Here is a 20886-nt window from a genome sequence, read left to right as displayed (position 1 = left end):
CGAGCCAAAAGGCAACTGTCGCCCAAACACGTCTCTTTTTTAAGACTTTATTTTTATAAATAAAAAAATCGCACCCAATATCTTGAATGCGATTTTGTGTTACAGCCCTAACCCTTCAGTTATAAGCAGGCGTTGAGGATGTTACATCTCCACCATTTCTACGCCATCAATGCGTGCCACAGTCATTAAATCTTTATCACCACGACCTGATACGTTAGCAATGATAATTTGATCTTTAGACATGGTTGGCGCAAGTTTAGTGACATAGGCCATGGCATGTGAGCTTTCAAGCGCCGGAATAATGCCTTCAATTTGGGTTAAATCACGGAAGCCTTGCAATGCTTCTGTATCGGTAATTGGCATATATTCAACACGTTGCATATCCTTTAAGAAGCTATGCTCAGGACCTACACCCGGATAATCTAGACCTGCTGAAATAGAATGCGTTTCAATGATCTGACCTTGAGCATCCGACATCAAATACGTACGGTTACCGTGTAATACACCCACGTGACCTGCATTTAAAGGTGCTGAATGTTTACCAGTTTCAATACCATGACCTGCCGCTTCCACCCCATACATTTTGACATCTTGGTCATTTAAGAATGGATAGAATAAGCCCATGGCATTTGAACCACCGCCCACACATGCGACAAGTGCATCAGGTAAACGACCGGCTTGCTCTTGAATTTGACGACGTGCTTCACGACCAATAATGGATTGGAAATCACGTACCAATTGCGGATAAGGATGCGGACCTGCCACCGTACCAATCACATAATACGTGCTATCAACATTGGTGACCCAATCACGCATCGCTTCGTTCATGGCATCTTTTAAGGTTTTTGAACCGCTTTCTACTGGCACAACTGTGGCACCCAATAAACGCATACGATACACGTTCATGGCTTGACGTTTTACGTCATCTGCGCCCATATACACCACACATTCTAAGCCTAGACGTGCTGCGATGGTTGCAGTTGCTACACCATGCTGACCTGCACCGGTTTCGGCAATAATACGCTTTTTACCCGACAATTTTGCCAATAAAGCCTGACCAATGGTGTTGTTCACTTTATGTGAACCGGTATGGTTTAAGTCTTCACGTTTGAGGTAAATCTGCGCACCGCCAAGGTGCTTCGACCATCGTTCAGCATAATATAAAGGACTAGGACGACCTACATAGTAGGCGAGATCACGGTCGAATTCTGCCAAAAACTGCGCATCATCTTTCATACGGAAATAGAGTTGCTCTAAATCCTGTAATGCTGCCATTAAAGTTTCTGACACAAAACGTCCGCCATGGATACCGAAATGCCCACGCGCATCGGGGAATTGGGTATAGTCAATCACATTATTTTGCTGATCCACGATGGACTCCTTGCATAAAGTGTTCAATGAGTTGTCGGTCTTTAATACCTTTTGCGGACTCTACGCCTCCGCTGACATCCACCGCATAAGCGCGGGTGATTTCAATAGCGTGTGTAACATTGTCAGGAGTTAAACCTCCTGCCAAGATTAAAGGAATATCGAGTTTTGGGAATTTTGTCCAGTCAAATGCATGGCCTGTACCACCTTTTAAGGTCGGATGCCATGCATCAAGTAACATGGCACTGGCACCACAAGCTTGGTAACGCTGGACCACGGCGGCAATGTCCATATCAGCTTTGACTTGAATGGCTTTATACCAACGTCGCCCTGTGGCTTTGGCTATGGCTTGGCAATGTTCTGGGCTTTCATCACCATGAAACTGTAAAACATCTAAAGGCACTGCTTGTAAAGTGGCTTGAATTTCTTCAAGCGAGCTATTTACAAACAAACCCACCAATTGCACATAAGCGGGCGTGGCTTGAGCCAATTCAACCGCTTGGGCAATCGTTACGCTTCGAGGACTAGGTGGATAAAACACCAAACCAATGGCATCGGCACCGCTGTCAACCACAGCTTGGATGTCTTGGCATCGGGTAATTCCACAGATTTTGGCACGCGTTCGCATATGTTGTTCTGGCTAACTCATCCTGATTTATAGCCGATCTATAAATTCTAACAATCCGCATTGTAAAGCAATTTTTTGATGTTGCGTAAAGTTCATACCGATTATTCTGTGGGTTGATTGTTTAATTGATAGGCTAACTTTATACTGCGCACAACTTGCAGTAAGTCCAAGCTTAAGCTTTAGGGAAGCTGGTGTAAATCCAGCACTGCCCCCGCAACGGTAAAAAATGAAACGCCTATCTATTTAAATCCAATTGATTTACGCCACTGCATATTTTATGTGGGAAGGTGAATAGGCAAGTAGATTGATCTACTACATTTAAGTCCGGATACCTGCTTACTGCGTTCTATCACTCAATCATTCACGGGGAAGTGAATGTATGGAGCATTTATCATGTCAATTTCTTTTCAACCTACTGCCTTAGTAGGTGCAATCGCGCTTGCGTTGGGTACCACATCCACTGTTTATGCCAATCAACCCACGACTACAACAGCCGCTTTAGATACTATTGTAGTCACTGCCTCGCGTAGTGAACAAAATCTTAAAGATGTACCTGCACGTTTAAATGTGATTGATGAAAAAACCATTCAACAATCACCTATTGCTGATTTACCTTCACTTTTAACCCAACAAGCCGGACTATCAGTTAAGCAACTTGGTGGCTACGGTCAACAAGCTTCAGTTTTTTTACGTGGTAGCAATGCCGCGCACACCTTAATTTTACAAGATGGTATGCGCTCTAATACAGCAACTGTTGCAGGTACCAATTTACATTTAATTGATAGTGCAGACATTAAGCAAATTGAAATATTAAAAGGTCCTGCATCGGTACAATATGGGACAGATGCCATTGGTGGTGTCATTCAACTCATTTCAAAAACACCGACAGAAAATAGTGCATTTACTACAGTCGAAGCCGGTGAGAAAAATACTTATAAATCAATTGTGGGAGTTGATGCTGCTGAAAATGGCTATTACGCCCAAATTCGTGGACAACGCCTAGAAACAGATGGTGAGCAAATTATTAGTAACCAAGCAAAAAAAGCAGGTTTCGATCAAAAAGGCTACTCAGCGAAGCTAGGCGTTGATCAAGACAACTTTGGCTTGTCCGCTGAATTTAAAGAAAATGAAGGTCACGGCAATTATTTCTCTTATGGTGCAGCACAGGCTTATGATTTTACCAATCGCCTTTACAACCTCAAAGGCAATCTCAAGCTCAATCCAAATTTAGTCTGGGAAACACGTCTATCCAAATTTGAAGATGAATACGCAGTTGTACAAAGTGATTACCCATCTACTGTGGTCACTGAACAACAAGAACTTGAGTCTAATATTCAATGGCAAATCAATCCTGCACATAAACTACTTGCAGGCGTGCATTACAACAAAACCGAAGCTGAAAGTGTCAATACCTTTAAAGATGACAACGACAGCACGGGCTATTATGTACAGCACCAATATCAAAATGATGTCATCAGCACTCAAGCAGGTGTTCGCGTTGAAGATAATCAGCAATTTGGCAGCCATACTGTGGGACAAGTTGCTGCTCGCTATCATTTGAGTCCTGTCTCAAGTATTTATGCCAATGTTGGTACAGCATTTCGCGCCCCTGTTGTGGGACAGATTGTTAGCGAACCGGCTTGGTGGGGTGGTAATCCTGACCTAAAACCAGAAGAAAGTATATCTTACGAGATTGGTTTTGATCATTTGATTCATCCATCGGTGAGCCTATATGGTTCTGCTTTTCACACCCAAGTCGAAAATGTCATGGTTTCAGGTGCATTAACCAATTGGGTATTTAAAAACATGGGCAGTGCTACCTTTAATGGTGCCGAACTGGGTTTAAAATGGGCACAAGATGATTTCTATGCCAACGCTGAATATGCTTATATTCAAGCCAAAAATGATGATGAAGATAAAGATTTGCCAAATCGCCCACGCCAAAATTTCAATCTAAGCTTGGGTTGGGATAATGGTCACTATGGTGCATCTACATCTTTAGTGGCCAAAGGCAAAGCTCAAGATAGTCTCGATGTTCCGGGCTATGCAGCGATTGACATGAATGCCTATTGGCAAGTCAATCCTCACTTAAAAACCTTTGTGAATATTCGTAATGTCGGTGACACTCAGTACAAAACTGCAGTGAATGATGCCACATCTTATTATATTGCCAGCGGTCGCTTAGCTTCTATTGGTATGACTGTAAAATACTAAGCCAAGCACATTTTAAATAAATACTTTTGAGAATCATGTCATGGCTATGGCATGATTCTTTTTTATATTCAAGATTTAAACACCAAGGAATTGTGATGGGACACCGTTTAAGTAAAATTTATACCCGTACCGGCGATGCAGGTACCACAGGTTTAGGTGATGGCTCACGCGTTGCCAAAGATGATTTACGCATTGAAGCACTGGGTGATGTAGATGAGCTCAACTCGAGTATTGGCTTGTTACGTGCCCAAATTACCCTGAGTGATTTAAGCGCGGAACACAAAACCAAGTGGGATAAATCGTTAAGCTTAATTCAACACTGGTTATTTGATTTAGGCGGTGAAGTCTGTATTCCAAACTTCAATTTAGTACAGCCTGTAGCGATTGAATATTTAGAAAATGACATTGATGAGATGAACGAAGCATTACCCATGCTCAAAGACTTCATTTTACCTGCGGGCAGTTTAGCCTGTAGTTTTGCACATCAAGCCCGTAGTGTCTGCCGCCGTGCCGAGCGTCGCTTAATGGCAGTACATAACCGCGATCAAAATATTCAAGCACCTTCATTACAATTGCTCAATCGTTTATCCGATTGGTTATTTGTGGCATCTCGTACCCTGCAACTACAAAGCGGTGGCAATGAAGTGTTATGGCAAAAAAACATTAACGACACAATTTAAGCATTCAACCGCAAAACAGCTTATCCGATCATTCTTGCAATTGAGGATGATCGGTGCAAAATGGCGTCATCTTTTTGTCACTTTATTTTCTGACAATGATGTTGTGCTTTTGTTTAAGAGACTTGTTATGCGCATAATTGGTCATCGCGGTGCGCGTGGCGAAGCGCCTGAAAATACCCTTGGCGGTTTTCAATATATTCAAGACTTAGGTTTACGTGCGGTTGAATTTGACGTGCGCCAACTTAAAGATCAAGCTTTAATTGTCATGCATGATGATCAAATGCTACGCACCACAGGGCAACACAAATATCTGTATGAATGTAGTCGCCAAGATTTAGCGCCTTATAATCATGCTGTGACATGGTCCTCATGGAATCAGTTTGAACCTACGCCATTACTTCAACAAACCTTAGATGTGATTGATAACTTTGAGCATATTGAAGTTGAAGTCAAAGCGGTGGAGTGTGCTGATACAGCATGGCAAATCACCCAAACCTTGCAACAGCAATTACAAGGCTTTGAACACTGTGCCATGATCACCAGTTTTGATCACAAAATTCATCAAGCTTTACAGCAACAACACTCGACCTTTAAACGTGGTTTATTAATTGAAGACGCGCACGGCAAAAAAGCCATTCAAGATGCCCTTGACTTGGGTTGTTGTCAGATTGGTTGGATGGATGAATTGGCAACCGATGAGCTGATTCACGCCACGCAACAGGCACAATTAAGCATCAGCGTATGGACAGTCAACGACATTGAGCGTGCCAAACATTTACGTAATTTAGGCGTACAAGGCTTGATTACCGACTACCCTGCACGTATGTTACAGCATCTATAAAAAAGCCCTGAGTGCAGGGCTGAAGTGGCTTATTTTTTAGCCACAACTAGCGAACGCCCAGCGTGATCAAGCAAAATTAATTGCCGATTGCTCAGTTGATAACGTGCCACGCGTGCTAAGGCTTGTGCAAGTTCTGCTTCTTGTGCCAAGGCCTGATCACAACTTTGATGACCCGCTTTGGCATCTAAAGTTAAACTCTTTTGGCTATGATTTAAGCTATAACGCCCTTGCATGACATTACATCCAGTATGACCTTCCAGACGTTGTCCTTGTGAGTTTAATTTTAAAGTTGGCATTTGGCGGTAACTACGCGCTGCTTGTCCTGCAATATGGGTGATCTGCCAAGTGATATCTTGTACCCCATCTTGACTTACACTGAGCTTTAATGGTCGCTCTTGGCGGCTTAAATCTTGAGAGCTTACACTGCGTTGAGACGCCGTTTGACAAGCAATCAATGGCAGCATGCATGCGCCTAACAAACTGATTTTAAATAGTTTCACATATACTTGAAGTGATAGATAAATCATATACGCTTCCCTTTTATACTATTGTTTTTATTCAAAAAAATTAGAGTGATTTTCTGTTACTGTTTCCTACAATACGATCGTATAATAATACTAGAGTCGGCGTATTTGCTCATGTTAATATGCCTGATATATACACCTATTTGGGTGAACCGCTGGTCCTAGGAGCGTTGTTGGAGATGAATCCTCCCCTACCCCAAGCCCCGATTAACTGGGTTGCCGTTTTTGCTTTAGTTTTTTTACCGATTGTTGCTGTTATTGCCATTCCTTTATACGCCATGAACCATGATTTTAGCCTTGCCGCTTGGATCAGTATGTTTGTGCTGTTAGGGGTCAGCAGTTTAGGCATTACAGCAGGTTATCACCGTTTATGGGCACATCGTGCTTATGAAGCGACTACACCATTAAAAATTATTTTAATGCTGATGGGAACCTTTGCGGTACAAAATAGTATTTTATATTGGGGTTCAGGTCACCGTACCCATCACCGTCACGTCGATGACGTCGAAAAAGACCCATATTCGATTAACAATGGTTTTTGGTATGCCCATTTAGGTTGGATGCTACGCGATTATCCTGCGGCAGAACCCAACTATAAAAATGCACCTGATTTACAAAACGATAAAATCGTGATGTTTCAGCATAAATACTACGTGCCTTTAGTCATTGCAGTGCATGCTGGCATTTTATTGCCACTGGGTTGGGCGGTCGGTGATGTATGGGGTGTGGTGTTATTGGGTGGTTTAGTGCGCTTAATTTTAAGCCATCATGTGACGTTCTTTATTAACTCATTGTGTCATATGTGGGGTTCACGTCCTTATACCGACGAAAACACTGCACGCGATAACTTTTGGTTGGCCATTGCCACATGGGGTGAGGGCTATCACAACTATCACCATATTTTCCAGTACGATTACCGTAATGGAGTGAAATGGTGGCAATATGACCCAACCAAATGGCTGATTTGGAGCTGTTCTAAATTAGGTTTAGCCAAAAACTTACGTCGTATTCCAAGCTTTAATATTAAAAAAGCTGAACTGGCCATGAAGTTTAAATATGCTGAACAAGATTTAGCTGTGTATGGTCATAATGTTACAGATGATATTGCTCAAGCCAAACAACGTCTTGCTCAAGAATATGATGCTTTTAGTCAAACTTTGAATGATTGGACTAAGCTTAAAGAGCAAGAAATTCAACATAAAAAACATGCCGTTGCGGAAAAAATCCACCAAATGGATGACAAACTCAAAGCTGAGTTTCATCAGGTGGAACAGCGTCTTGTACAACACCGTGAGGCCTTAAATCATGTCATGCGTAGCTTAAAAAAGAATAGCGCTGCTTAAACCATAAAGCCCCGAAATCGGGGCTTTTGTTTGCTATAGTGAAGCTTAAAATATTTGAGTTTTTGGTCTATGCAGTTTCAAGTTCGCTACCCGACGTTAAATCCTAAGCTTTATCATCATCAACAGCCTATGCCTTTACATGGCGCTAAAGCAGGTCATTTTAATGCTGCTTTAGCCGAACAACTCAATTGGTCAGCACAAGATAAAAACGATTGGGTGGCGATTTGTAGCGGGCAAAAAACCTTTAGAGAATTTGAACCCTTGGCGATGGTGTATGCAGGTCATCAATTTGGACAATGGGCAGGTCAATTGGGCGATGGACGTGGCTTATTGATTGCTCAAATTATTGATCGATATGGGAAAACCATAGATTTACACTTAAAAGGTGCAGGTTTAACCCCCTATTCACGCATGGGTGATGGACGTGCAGTACTACGCTCAACCATTCGTGAATATTTAGCAGGCCATGCCTTAAATGCTTTAGGTATTGCCGCAAGTAATGCAGTTGGATTTACCTCATCCGATCAAGGTGTACAACGTGAAAAATTAGAACGTGGTGCGATGTTGCTACGCACTTCAGATTGTCATATTCGTTTAGGGCATTTTGAGTGGATCAATCAGTATCAACCTGAACTACTTAGAGAATTTACCCAAAAATGTATCGAATGGCATTATCCTGAATGTTTAAATGAGGCAAAGCCAATTTTAGCCTTTGCCAAAGCGGTGATCGAACGTACTGCCTTGATGATTAGCGGGTGGCAGTTGGTGGGCTTTGCCCATGGAGTCATGAATACCGACAACTTAAATATTACAGGTTCAACGCTTGATTTTGGCCCATATGGTTTTATGGAACGTTTCCGCCCCAATTGGATCAATAATCACTCCGACCATCATGGCCGCTATACCTATCAAAATCAACCCAGTATGGGGCATTGGAATTTATGGACATGGCTCAATAATCTTGTGCCGCTTTGCCCCAATGATTATGACAAAGAACAATGGAAAAATGATTTAGCTGCCTGCTTAGAACAGTTTGAGCAATGCTTTTTAGCGCATTACAAAACAGGTTTATGCGAAAAAATGGGCCTACCGACTTTCCATAAAGACAGCTTCGATTGTGCCATGGCATTTTTACGCATTTTACAAAGCGAACAACTCGATTACACGCAAAGCTTTGTTCGCTTACAAAACCAAGACTACACGGCGCTGATTGATGATTGCTTAGATCGTCGTCAATTTGAAAGTTTCTTAAGCCATTATCAGCATATTCGTGAACATCAAGATACCCAAGCCTTAGATCAGCGCATGCGCGAAGTCAATCCACAGTATATTTTGCGCAACCATATGGCGCAAAAAGCGATTGAATTGGCTGAGGGTAATGATTTTTCTGAAGTTGAGCGTCTATTTAACCTACTCAGTACACCATTTAGCAAACAGCCGGAATTAGAACGTGCTGAAGACTTAGCTCCATTATCCAGTGATGTGCCTGAGGTCATGGTAAGCTGTTCATCTTAAATCAGCTGCATAACTAATGCATAAAAAAGCGAATCTCTCGATTCGCTTGGCTTTAATTAGTTATCAGGATATTCAAAGCGGTAACCGACGCCATAGACTGCCTGAATCCATTCATGACGATTGCCCGTTTCAGCAGCATCAGAAATCTTACGACGTAGATTTTTAATATGACTGTCGATCACACGATCTGCCACATCAAAACTATCAGGATTGATATGATCAAGCAGTTGTGCACGTGAATAGACCTGCCCCACATGCTCTAAAAATAATTCTAATAAACGAAACTCAGTTGGAGTTAAGTTCAGCGGTTTTTGTTGATACCAAATGCGTTGTTGGCCTTTGTCCATACGAAATAGGCTATTTTGCTCAGGCTCTGCTTTACGCTCTAAACGACGTAATACCGCTTGCACACGAGCCACCAGTTCTTTAGGGCTAAATGGTTTACAGACATAGTCATCTGCACCCATATTTAAGCCCAACACACGGTCAATTTCTTCGGTACGTGCTGTGGTCATAATAATGGGTAAATCAGATTGCTCACGCACCTTACGGCAAATGGTTAAACCATCCATACGTGGCACCATTAAATCTAAAATCAGCAAATGCGGCTTACGTTGTAAAAAGCTGTCATAGGCTTGTTGTCCATCATGAAACATACTGACTTCAAAGCCTGCTGCTTCTAAATAGTCACGCACCAATTGCGCTAACTCTACTTCATCTTCTACCAGCATAATATGTTTCATGTTGCTTATCCTTGTGTGTGGGATGTTTTTGGAAAAGTGAGCTTGCAACGCAAACCACCTAAAGGTGAATGTTCAAAGCTTAATTGCCCGCCTAAGGCATGTGCTATTTGTTTAGAGAGTGCCAAACCTAAGCCTGTGCCCCCTGTAGCACGGGTACGTGAATCATCAACACGATAAAAACGCTCACCTAAACGGGACAATTGTGCATCGGTTAAGCCAAATGGCGTATCGTCTACATACACCGTCCAATCGTGTGCGCTTTCATGGCAATGAATCTGTACTTCGCCGCCTGCTTGGGTATAACGTAAACTGTTGCCAATTAGATTGACCATAATTTGTTTAAAACGATCCACATCTAACTGGAGTTGAATGTCATGTCCCGTTGCAGTGATCTTTAAATGGGCTTGATCAAAACTCGGTTTAAAGTTTTCAACTTCTTGCTCAATCACTTGCCAAGGATTGACCGAACTCATATAAACGCTGAGCTGCTGCGCATCGGCTTGGGCTAAATCGGCTAAATCTTGGGTGAGTTTTTTCAAACTACTGACCTGACGCAACATCGCATCTAAATGCTCAGGTGTGGCTTTACGAATGCCATCTTGCATGGCTTCAATTTGTGCCTGTAATACCGCAAGTGGAGTTTTGAGTTCATGTGAGGTATCGGCCACCCATTGGCGTCTTGAGGTTTCATGTTGATCTAAAATCACTGCCAACTGATTGAGTTGTTGTGATAAATCACCAAGCTCGTCATTACGATTAACCACCACTTGATGCTGATAATTGCCTTTAGTCAGCTCACGTGTACCCTTCACCAAGCGTTGAATAGGGGTTTTAAAGTAAGTGGCTAACAATAAAGCCACGATTAAACTGGCTAAAAACCCTAAGGCATACACTAAAAATAAATAGCGTTTTTGATTGCTAAAGAAATTAATACTTAAAGCATCATCTTGTTCAAGTACAGGTTTTAAGGCCAAGTAACCCACGACCTGTTGATTGACTAAAATCGGACGCCATGAAGTTTGCGCAGGTGATGGCTCACCGACAATAAATTGTTTTTTGGCATCGTACAAACCTAAACGTGTCCCCAAACCTAATCGATCAGGCATCGAAATAAACTGTTTTTTGCCCTGATTGTTTTGCTGTTGTTCAGCACGAAAACTGCCAATATTAAGCGGAAAAGTTAGACCCTCAAATGGTACATACGCGGAAGGTAAATTCAGTTCAATACGACGTAATTCTTCAGGATCAATCACAGAATTATTGGCATCTTCTTTTAAACTCGATGCCACATTCATTAAAGTGTGTTCTTCAAAATAGCGTTGCTGTTGGGCAATATCATATTGACGACGTAACCACCAACGCGACAGACGGTCATAATCATCGGGTCCTGCTTCGCCTTCAATTTGCAAAATTTGGGCTTGGATGGCATTACCCCAATCATGATGCATACTATAGACATCACTTAAATTGCTGACCAATAAATCCAGCTTTTGCATTTCCACATCGGCGACATATTTGGCAAAGTTTTTTTGCATGGTCCAATGCAATACGCCAAGGCTCACTGTGGTAATTAACAATGAAGCCAATAAAACAGTTAAAAATAGGCGTAAGGCGATGGGAACGCGACGAATGTTCACAGCATGCTCTCAAAAATCGGGGCAAAGTTATTGTAACCAACAGCATCACAAAAAACTCTCCATTGTTTCTTCATCTTTATTATTTAATCTTTATTACAAGATAAAACTGTATTTTTAGGGGAAATCAGCATGAAAAAAATCTTAATTGCCAGCGGTGTAGTAGTTAGCGCAGTGGCATTAACTGCGTGTCAATCACAAAGCACTGTACAAAAACCAAAACCTGAACGTATGATGAAACATCAACACGAGCGTATGGGTAAACATCATGCCCAACGTGGGATGCAACATGCGATGGCAAAAACCTGTCAAGGCAAAGCCGCTGGCGATAAGGTAGAAGTTGCTTTAGGCAAACGTACCTTACAAGGTCAATGTGAAATGGTGTTTATGCCAAAACGTGACCAAAACTTAAAATCAAACTATAAAATGACGCGACCTGCTGCACCAGTGACAGGTGTACTCACAGATACCAAACGTGCTGAAATGGTCAAGCAATTTGATTTACGTTTAGCTCAAAAGCAAGCCATTCAAACAGCATGCCAAGGCAAAACTGTGGGTCAAAATATTGAACTTAAATTTGCTGAAAAAAGTATCAGTGGTCAATGTGTATTAAAGTTTAAGCCACAACAAGCCGCTTAAATTTTGATTGATTGAAAGACGCCTCAATGGCGTCTTTTTTGATTTAACACAACTGTCACTAAAATAACCAATATATCAATTTAAATTGACTTAGAATTTTGATAAATCAAGCAGACATTGGGCGCCAATATTTTTCTTTGACTTTTGAGTCATGAATTCGACTAGCTGATTTTTTGTGTCTTAGTATATAAAAACAACAACATAAAATTATTCATCCAACATAAAAAAGTGGGACATTTTTTGTACCTACACGAGGGAGAGCAGTACATGCCACACTATCAAGCACCATTACGTGATATGCAATTTGTCCTGCATGAGGTCTTAAATGCCGAGCAGCATTATGCTGCGTTACCTGCCTTTGAAGATATGGTCACAAAAGAACTGATTGATCAGTATTTACAAGCTGCGGCAGACTTTTGTGAGCATGAGCTGTCGCCTTTAAACCCAGTGGGTGATCGTGAAGGGTGCACATGGAGCGATGGTGTGGTAAGCACCCCAACTGGCTTTAAAGCTGCTTATCAAAAATATATCGAGCTTGGTTTTCCCTCTTTAGCGGCTGACCCTGAATATGGTGGTCAAGGCTTACCCAATTCATTAGGCATTACCATTTCAGAGATGGTCGGTACTGCCAATTGGGCGTGGAGCATGTATCCGGGACTCTCTCACGGCGCAGTACGCACTTTAGAACACCACGGTTCTGAGCAACAAAAAGCCACCTATTTACCCAGACTCGTTTCTGGTGAATGGACAGGTACCATGTGTCTAACTGAATCACATGCAGGCTCAGATTTAGGCATTATTCGTACTAAGGCTGAATCCAATGCAGATGGCAGCTATGCCATCAGTGGTGAGAAAATCTTTATCTCAGCTGGTGAACACGATATGTCTGACAACATCATTCATATTGTATTGGCACGCCTACCCAATGCACCTAAAGGCACCAAAGGTATATCCTTATTCATTGTGCCAAAACTCATAGATGGTCAAGCGAATGGCGTGCGTTGTGGCTCAATTGAACATAAAATGGGGATCCATGGTAATGCCACTTGTGTGCTCAATTTTGATGCAGCAAAAGGCTATTTAATTGGTCCTGAGCATCGTGGTTTAAACTGTATGTTTACCTTTATGAACACCGCACGTATTGGTACCGCCGTGCAAGGTTTAGCCGCAGCTGAAGGTTCTTTCCAAGGTGCACTTCGCTATGCCAAAGAGCGTTTAGCCATGCGCTCACTTTCAGGCATTAAAGCACCAGATCAAGAAGCCGACCCAATTATTGTACATCCTGCTGTGCGTCAAATGCTGCTCACTCAAAAAGCCTTTGCTGAAGGTGGGCGTGCTTTAATTTATGACTTAGCGCAATATGCCGATTTAGTGGAAAAATCACCAGATGCTGCGACGCGTGAAAAAGCCGACAATATTTTGTCGCTCCTTACACCAATCGCCAAAGCTTTCTTAACCGAAACAGGTTATGAAGCTGCCAATAAAGGCGTACAAGTCTTTGGTGGGCACGGTTTTATTGCCGAGCATGGCATGGAACAAATTGTACGTGACACCCGAATTGCATGCTTATACGAAGGCACCACCGAAATTCAAGCCATTGATTTACTTGGTCGTAAAGTCTTAGGCTCAAAAGGTAAATTGCTGCAAGATTTTTCCAAAGTTATGCAAAGCTTTATCGATACACAGCAAGATCAAGCCAACATGCAAGAATTTATTCAGCCTTTAAGCGATTGGATGAAAAAATTAGGCCAAGTGACAAAAAACATTGCACAACGTGCTGAACAAAATCCAGATGAAGTGGGTGCAGCTGCAGTCGATTATCTATATTTTGCAGGCTATGTGACCTTGGCCTATTATTGGGCACGTATGGCAGCCACTGCACAACATGCCTTAAACAACAGTAGCAACGACACAGCTTTTTATCAGGCCAAAATCCGTACAGCGCAATTTTACTTTGATAAATTGTTGCCGCGTGTAAACGCGCACATTGCCATAATTGATACTGGTGCTGCATCTTTAATGCAATTGGACGCTGATGCTTTTGCTTTTTAATTGATATTTGTTGATGTTAAGGGGGACACGCATTGCAATGGGTGTCCCTTTTGTTTATAAAAAGTACAAAAGATTATGAATATAACAATCAAGTGAGTCGATCATGCCCATCTATAATGCCCCCCTTGCCGATATGCAGTTTATTCTCAATGATGTTTTTAACGCCTCTGCGTTTTGGCAACAACATCCTAAACTTGCACACCTAGATACCGCCACCGCCAACGCCATCTTAGAAGAAATGGCCAAATTTAGTCAAAATATCACGCTGCCGCTTAACCGTAGCGGTGATGAACACGGTGCACAATTTGACGCAGGTACTGTAACCACACCTGAAGGTTTTAAAGCTGCCTTTGAACAATACGCGCAAGGCGGTTGGTTAGGTTTAGGTGCCGATGAAGAATGGGGCGGTCAAGGCATGCCTAAAATGCTTACTGTGCTCAGCGATGAGATGCTGTTTGCCACCAATCCATCTTTTACCCTGTATTCTTTACTCTCGGTTGGAGCAGGTTTAGCTTTGGCCAGTTATGCGTCACAACAGCAAAAACAAACTTATTTGCCTAAAATGTATAGCGGTGAATGGGCAGGCACCATGTGTTTAACCGAACCACATGCCGGCACCGATTTAGGCATCATTAAGACCAAAGCTGAAAAAAATAGCGATAGTTCTTATAACATCACGGGAACTAAAATTTTTATTACCGGTGGTGAACATGATTTAACTAAAAATATTATTCATCTTGTTTTGGCCAAAACCCCCGATGCACCTGCCGGTTCACGCGGAATTTCCTTATTTATTGTGCCGAAAATCTTGGTCAATGAGGACGGTTCTTTAGGCCAACGAAATGGCGTACATGCAGGTTCGATTGAACATAAAATGGGAATTAAAGCTTCAGCCACATGCGTCATGAATTTTGATGCAGCCAAAGGCTTCTTGGTGGGTCAAGAAAATGAAGGCTTGGCCGCGATGTTTGTGATGATGAATTACGAACGTTTGTCCATGGGGATTCAAGGTTTAGGCGCATCTGAATTTGCTTATCAAAATGCCGCACAGTACGCCACAGATCGCTTACAAGGGCGTAGTGCTGAAGGGGTCAAATCACCTAATCAGCCTGCCGATTCAATTTTAGTGCATGCCGATGTACGCCGTATGCTGCTGAATACTCGCGTCAATAATGAAGCTTCACGTGCTTTTGCCGTGTATGTGGCACAGCAATTGGATATCACTAAGTTTTCTAATGACCCAGAAGCAATACGCGCTGCCAATGAACGGGTGGCTCTACTCACCCCAATTGCCAAGGCGTATTTAACCGACACAGCATTTCAAGCGGTGCTGGATGCACAAATGTGTTTTGGAGGACATGGCTACATTCGTGAATGGGGCATGGAGCAATGTGTACGTGATTTACGTATTGCACAAATTTATGAAGGCACCAATGGCATTCAGTCGCAGGACTTAATTGGTCGTAAAACCATTAAATGTGAAGGCGCTTATTTAAAAGCCTATATTGATGAAATTCGTGACTTTGCCAACCAAATGGATGCCGAACTCAATTTCATTAAAGATGCCACTTTAGATGCAGCCACAGAACTTGAATCGGTCACTCAATTTATTTTAGAAGCAGCACAGGAAAATCCAAACTTTGCCAATGCAGTTGCAGTAGATTATTTACATGCGCTTGGCTTACTCAGCTTTAGCTATATGTTTGCCCGTATTGCCGAAGCTGCACAAGACAAATCGACACCGTTTTATCAAGATAAAATTAATTTGGCGATTTATTTTGTGCAACGCGTGTTACCTGAGCTGCCTATGCGGATCAGTAAAATTAAAGCAGGTGCTGACGTGATTATGCGCTTTAGTCCTGAATACTTTACCCAACAAAGCTAAAACTTAAAAAAATACCTGCTTTATGCAGGTATTTTTTTAACATGCTATATCATTTTAGCGATTGGGCACTAAAGCATAACGACCATTTTCATAAATCCAATACATACCCACAGGTGGCGCTGGTAAGCCCAAGCGCTGCCAATCGGAAATAAATACATAACGACTGCTCGAGATGCTACCGCTTGGTTGGCCATTGACAAAACTATAGCTTTGACTGTTTTGTACCACCGTGGTTGGCCCTTGATATTGAATAGACACATTAGGTTGAGGTTGCGGACGTGGCCATTGTGGACGATGCGGTGCTTGAGGTCGCATGGGGCGCTGTGGCTTTTTCTCTACCCCACGATAACCTGCCCACGGATTGTCTGCCCACAGCTGTGGACTCAGCATAAGTAAACTAAGCCCCATACAACGAGTGAATTTGCGCATATCCTAGCCTCACATTGATTCATGCTTAGCATAGCAAGTTGGCTTTTAAAGCAAAACCAAGTTTATGTTAAGATAGCGTTTTTTATGGCTGAGTGAACTATTGTGGCTGAACAATTAAGTTTCGACCGTCTCTATGCGTATTTCTGTAAAGTACCAAGTGTGCGTAAAGGTTTAATCGAAAGCTATGGCACAGATGGCAAACATGCATGGTGGTTTAAGTTCCAAATTAATGTGGAACACCCATTGGCTTGGCAAACTGTACAAGAACTTGGGCATGTCTTAAATTATATTTCTAAAAATGAACGTCTACCGACCCAATTTTTACCTGTGTCGCCACCACCTTATATGAATGGTGAAGCCAAAGATTTTTTAGCATGGGTGATTCAGTGCAACCATTCCGATTTTCCCCCTGATGTGGTCTGTGATTGGCTTGAAGCGCGCCTTCCTAATCCAGTAGATGATCTAGACAAATGGAAAATCAAAACCAAAATTGAAGAGCTCGATCATTTAACCGATAAAGAACTTGATCAAATTATTCCGCCTAACCCAAGCAATTAGGCCAAAAATCTACCCTCTGTTTTGCAGAGGGTTTTTTGTTTAAAAGGTCGACAGCCCAGTCCATTCCATCACGCGATACAGCACATATTTAAAGGTCGATTCATCGGCATACTGTGCATACTCTACACTGTGCTGCTGTCCATCTTGATTATGCCAAGCACGTTCAAAATACTGCGTTGCATCTGTAAAGACTTTGGCATTGGCATGCCCCACCACACGTAAATTGGTTTCTAAATTATAATTTTTTAAATTGCGTGCCGTGAAATTGGCTGAACCTAAAATAATTTCGCTGTTATACATACTGTGTTTAAGCAACATTTTGCTATGGCACTGCTCGCCTTGGGTATTACACCAACGCACATCAATCCCTGCACGGTGTAATTCAGCTGCAACAGGACGGTTAGGAATGCCGTTTTTAGTGCGTCCAAAAGCATCTTTATTCGGGTCTAATAACACACGTACTTTAACCCCACGCTCATGCGCTGCAATCAATGCTTGAATAATGCGACGCTCTGATAAATAAAACATCGACAAATCAAGCTCAACCCCTGCCTTTTGGCTGCTTTCAATGGCTGCTAATACTTGATCATAGATGGCTTTTTCAGTCAGCACTTGGACTTGGGGTTCGGTTTTTGCTGCTTCAAATTCTCCCATGATCACCATAGGCATACTGCCTTTAGACATTTGTGCCACGCTTTGCTCAGTCTTTAACACATCTATGGCTGTGGGACCTGTGACCACCAAAGCCACATTGGAATGCAATGAGCTGCCATCATGTGGATTCATTGAGGTCACTAAGGTCTGCCAACCTTGTGGGGTATCCACCACTAAGGTTTTACGATGATTGGCTTTAAAATTGGCAAGATTAACATAACTACGTAAGGTCACTTTTTCACTGCCAAATGGATTAGGCAACCAACCGGCTTGCGGATTATTGGCAATTCCCTGACAGCATAAATACCAAAAACTTGACCATAATGGATTCGAAGCACGCAAAGGGGTCAAGTCAGTTTCAATCACCTCAATACCGGCTTGACGCAATTGACGATAATGTTCAGGTAATACTCCACCGTAAACTGAGTTAATCGGATCAGTTACGACTTTAATTTCAATGCTTGGATCTAAATAACGTTTTTTGATTAAGGCTTGGGTGAGTTCATCGGTTAAGGCACGATGTTTAAGCGTCGATATGCCAATTTCTTGATTAAATAAAAACATATCCAGCACAATCAAACTTTGCGCTTGTTCAATCATGCCAAGCATACGATCAAAGATCATCTGCTCTGTTTGCAATTGACCTTGTGGGTCGACATAGCTTTGATCACTTAAAAATTCCACTTGGGCATGACGTAAACTACCCGTGTAGTTTAAACCTTGTGGCAAAGGCTTATACATATGATACAAGCCTGATCCCACCAGACTCAGCAGCAGCACAGCCATACAAACCGCAGCATAACGACGCAATGACCAATTTAACTTGGTGTGAATTCTCTGGAAGATACGCATAACAAAAAACCTAGTCCAATCGGCTCAGACTAGGTTTTATTGTATGAATTTTCAAGGGCTTTTCTGTGTATTTGGCTTAGAAGTTAAATTCTAGACCCACCGTAAAGTTACGTCCCACTTGTGGAATATTAGATAAAAATGACGCATGTGAATAGACTTGATCATCCAATAAATTATTGGCATTTAAGAACACACGGTAGTCTTGATCATTGCCATAACGGCCATTGTAATTTAAGCCCACATTGACCATGTTATAGCCTTGTGTTTGCTCTTCAAAATCAGCAAATTGATCTTGTTTAAACACATGATAGTACTCGGCACTGCCTGACCATTGGTCATCAAAATTGGCATTGACCTTGGTACCTAAACGACCAGCAGGTACACGCGGTGCATTTTCACCTTCAATTTTGCCACGTACATAATCACCAAACACACTTAAGCGATAGGTGTCGTTAACATTATAACCCGCTTGCGCTTCTACACCGTAAAAGCGTGCTTTGTCTTGGCTATATTCAACCCCGCGCAAATTACCTGTTTGGGCAATGGTTGCCGCATAAATATAGTCATCAAACCAGTTGTGATACACATGCGCGTGATAGTCGAACTGATCACCTTCATAGTGCAAGCCAAGCTCTAAGTTATTTGAGGTTTCTTTATCAATATTCGGGTTGCCTAACTCATAGGTATTGGTAGCGAAGTGTAAACCATCGGCATATAACTCTTGAGCCAATGGCAAACGCTGTTGATGCGAGCCAACCACAGAGAGTTTGTAATTAGGTGCAAATTCCCAATTAGCAGCGGCAGAGGCTGAATAGGCTGTGCCTGAGTAATTTTTTTGCTCAGATTGCACATCAATGGTTTGATGATCTAAACGTGCACCAAGCTCAACATGCACATCCCCTATTTGCTTATGTTCTAACGCAAATAGACTGTATTTTTTGGTCTTGGTGTCGGCCATTAAAACATCGTGATTATGCCCTTCGTGCTCATCATGGTCGTGATCATGACCTTCATGGTCATGCTCTTCATGTGCATGGCCTTGACCTGCGGCTAGATCAATAGTTTGCTGTGAGAACTGCGTACCGATCACGCCTTCCCAACCAGCAACAGGTACATGCACCAATTCTAAACGTGCATCATAACCACGGCTTTTAAAGTTGCTAATCACTGCCTGATCTTCTAATTCATCATGCTCATAGTCGGTAAAACTGGCATGGGCACGTAATTTTTCAAAGCCTTGAAACGGCTGCGCCAACTCTGTACGTAAATCATAACGCTCGGATTTTAGATCGACCCAAGGACCAGCTGGATGCTCGTGGTCATGGTCATGGTTATCATCCGATTTTGGACAATGGAAATGATCAGCATGTAATTCACAACCATGATACTCATGGCTATGCCCTGGTAAACCATATTGATCTTGGCGGTTACTATAAGACAAACCTACAAAACCACGCTCGTGAATCCATGAACCACCGACGTTAATGGTTTGTCCTTCAGCAAAGGTATTGTCAACACGGCGTTTTTGTTCGTTATGGAAATGATCGCCATGCGGCTCAGCAACAACGTAATCGGGGGCAATATAGTCATTGGCTTTACGCTTTAAACCCTCTACACGTAAGGCAAATTGCTCACCTATTGCAGCAGTAACGCCTGCACTAGCCAATTTTTCATCACTGCCTGAGTTGTAACGTAAAGCGGCACTGCCCTCAATAGCTTTTTGCGGCATCTGGGTTGGGATTTTTTGATCAGTGACATTGACTAAACCACCCACAGTACCTGCTGCATAAAGTAAGGTTGACGGCCCACGAATCACTTCAACCTGTTTTGCAAGCAATGGATCAACAGTAATCGTATGGTCAGGTGATAAGGTTGCCACATCAGCAGTTTCTGAGGCATGTTGTAAAACTTTAACGCGCGGACCATCTTGCCCACGAATCACCGGACGGCTTGAACCTGAACCATATTGATTTGAATACACCCCAAGCTCATCAGCTAAAGCATCGCCAATGGTGGCAGCACGCAGGCTTAATTGCTTTTGATCAACCACATGATCAGCCACCGCAAAATCAGCTGCGGTTTGTACCAAAGGATGAGCGGTCAATTGAATGGTATCTAAAGTGGTTGCTGCTGTATCAGCAAAAGTATGCGGTGCAACTGCTGCAAAAATCGCAAGGGTAATCAAATTCTTATGTAAAGACATGACTTAGGGCTCAAAGTCGGTAAATTCGGAATAATGTTATAATATAACATTTCATTATTTTTGCAATAAAAAACAGCAACAACTCAGCATATCAGCTAAGCTCAATGCATTTATCAAAATCGTC

General features: G+C 42.3%; 17 protein-coding genes and 1 riboswitch. Of the genes, 9 read left to right on the top strand and 8 right to left on the bottom strand.

The window, feature by feature from the left end:
• Positions 1-141: 141 nt before the first annotated feature.
• Together trpB and Q0017_RS05670 are read right to left on the bottom strand one after the other, a co-directional pair.
• Positions 142-1371: a tryptophan synthase subunit beta gene (gene trpB, locus Q0017_RS05675; RefSeq protein ID WP_297424107.1), complete on the bottom strand. Its 1230-nt coding sequence runs from the start codon at positions 1369-1371 to the stop codon at positions 142-144.
• On the bottom strand, positions 1355-1996 hold the full coding sequence (locus Q0017_RS05670; protein WP_298143951.1) for a phosphoribosylanthranilate isomerase: 642 nt from the start codon (positions 1994-1996) through the stop codon (positions 1355-1357). Before Q0017_RS05670 ends, trpB begins: the two co-directional genes overlap by 17 nt.
• A 145-nt stretch (positions 1997-2141) precedes the next feature.
• A riboswitch (cobalamin riboswitch) is annotated at positions 2142-2351 on the top strand.
• A gap of 38 nt (positions 2352-2389) precedes the next feature.
• Here Q0017_RS05670 and Q0017_RS05665 point away from each other — a divergent pair.
• The 3 genes from Q0017_RS05665 to Q0017_RS05655 all read left to right on the top strand — a co-directional run bounded on the left by Q0017_RS05665 (position 2390) and on the right by Q0017_RS05655 (position 5731).
• Positions 2390-4210, top strand: a complete 1821-nt coding sequence (locus Q0017_RS05665) for a TonB-dependent siderophore receptor (protein WP_298143948.1) — start codon at positions 2390-2392, stop codon at positions 4208-4210.
• A gap of 95 nt (positions 4211-4305) precedes the next feature.
• Positions 4306-4890, top strand: a complete 585-nt coding sequence (locus tag Q0017_RS05660) for a cob(I)yrinic acid a,c-diamide adenosyltransferase (RefSeq protein ID WP_297424099.1) — start codon at positions 4306-4308, stop codon at positions 4888-4890.
• A 127-nt stretch (positions 4891-5017) separates the two neighbouring features.
• Positions 5018-5731 carry a glycerophosphodiester phosphodiesterase gene (locus Q0017_RS05655; RefSeq protein ID WP_298143944.1) on the top strand — a complete coding sequence of 238 codons (714 nt, stop codon included), beginning with the start codon at positions 5018-5020 and terminating at the stop codon, positions 5729-5731.
• A 29-nt stretch (positions 5732-5760) separates the two neighbouring features.
• Here the strand turns inward: Q0017_RS05655 and Q0017_RS05650 are convergent, their stop codons facing one another.
• A complete protein-coding gene (locus tag Q0017_RS05650; RefSeq protein WP_298143941.1) occupies positions 5761-6195 on the bottom strand; it encodes an META domain-containing protein in 435 nt (144 codons plus the stop codon).
• 239 nt (positions 6196-6434) lie between these two features.
• Here Q0017_RS05650 and Q0017_RS05645 point away from each other — a divergent pair, with 239 nt between their 5' ends.
• Both Q0017_RS05645 and Q0017_RS05640 read left to right on the top strand, forming a co-directional pair.
• Complete coding sequence (locus Q0017_RS05645; RefSeq protein ID WP_298143938.1) at positions 6435-7598, top strand: acyl-CoA desaturase; 1164 nt, start codon at positions 6435-6437, stop codon at positions 7596-7598.
• Positions 7599-7667: 69 nt separating this feature from the next.
• Entirely contained in the window at positions 7668-9113 is a 1446-nt protein-coding gene (locus Q0017_RS05640; RefSeq protein WP_298143935.1) for a protein adenylyltransferase SelO family protein, read from the top strand.
• Between the two features lie 56 nt (positions 9114-9169).
• On the opposite strand, the gene Q0017_RS05635 is transcribed toward Q0017_RS05640, so the two are convergent.
• Both Q0017_RS05635 and baeS read right to left on the bottom strand, forming a co-directional pair.
• Positions 9170-9856: a response regulator gene (locus Q0017_RS05635; protein ID WP_297424088.1), complete on the bottom strand. Its 687-nt coding sequence runs from the start codon at positions 9854-9856 to the stop codon at positions 9170-9172.
• 5 nt (positions 9857-9861) lie between these two features.
• Positions 9862-11493 (bottom strand): sensor histidine kinase efflux regulator BaeS, encoded by a 1632-nt coding sequence (gene baeS, locus Q0017_RS05630; protein WP_298143931.1) that lies wholly within the window; start codon positions 11491-11493, stop codon positions 9862-9864.
• Positions 11494-11622: 129 nt separating this feature from the next.
• Between baeS and Q0017_RS05625 the strand changes: the two genes are divergently transcribed.
• The 3 genes from Q0017_RS05625 (at position 11623) to Q0017_RS05615 (ending at position 16066) form a co-directional block, all read left to right on the top strand.
• A complete protein-coding gene (locus tag Q0017_RS05625) occupies positions 11623-12129 on the top strand; it encodes a hypothetical protein (RefSeq protein ID WP_298143928.1) in 507 nt (168 codons plus the stop codon).
• 267 nt (positions 12130-12396) lie between these two features.
• The gene (locus Q0017_RS05620) at positions 12397-14181 is read left to right on the top strand and encodes an acyl-CoA dehydrogenase C-terminal domain-containing protein (protein WP_298143925.1); all 1785 of its coding nucleotides are present in this window, start codon (positions 12397-12399) and stop codon (positions 14179-14181) included.
• 103 nt (positions 14182-14284) lie between these two features.
• Positions 14285-16066, top strand: a complete 1782-nt coding sequence (locus Q0017_RS05615) for an acyl-CoA dehydrogenase C-terminal domain-containing protein (protein ID WP_298143922.1) — start codon at positions 14285-14287, stop codon at positions 16064-16066.
• A gap of 54 nt (positions 16067-16120) precedes the next feature.
• Here the strand turns inward: Q0017_RS05615 and Q0017_RS05610 are convergent, their stop codons facing one another.
• Entirely contained in the window at positions 16121-16495 is a 375-nt protein-coding gene (locus tag Q0017_RS05610; protein WP_298143919.1) for an RcnB family protein, read from the bottom strand.
• Between the two features lie 102 nt (positions 16496-16597).
• Here Q0017_RS05610 and Q0017_RS05605 point away from each other — a divergent pair, with 102 nt between their 5' ends.
• Positions 16598-17053: a hypothetical protein gene (locus Q0017_RS05605; RefSeq protein WP_298143916.1), complete on the top strand. Its 456-nt coding sequence runs from the start codon at positions 16598-16600 to the stop codon at positions 17051-17053.
• 39 nt (positions 17054-17092) lie between these two features.
• Here Q0017_RS05605 and Q0017_RS05600 read toward each other — a convergent pair whose 3' ends face one another.
• Both Q0017_RS05600 and znuD read right to left on the bottom strand, forming a co-directional pair.
• Positions 17093-18559, bottom strand: a complete 1467-nt coding sequence (locus tag Q0017_RS05600; protein ID WP_298143913.1) for a phospholipase D family protein — start codon at positions 18557-18559, stop codon at positions 17093-17095.
• Between the two features lie 76 nt (positions 18560-18635).
• Entirely contained in the window at positions 18636-20762 is a 2127-nt protein-coding gene (gene znuD, locus Q0017_RS05595; RefSeq protein WP_298143910.1) for a zinc piracy TonB-dependent receptor ZnuD, read from the bottom strand.
• Positions 20763-20886 lie beyond the last annotated feature (124 nt).

Origin of the sequence: uncultured Acinetobacter sp., from assembly GCF_947624825.1 — a bacterium.
Classification (GTDB): domain Bacteria; phylum Pseudomonadota; class Gammaproteobacteria; order Pseudomonadales; family Moraxellaceae; genus Acinetobacter.
The sequence above is the reverse complement of the archived record's forward strand: the minus strand, read 5'-3'. Positions and strand labels throughout refer to the sequence as shown.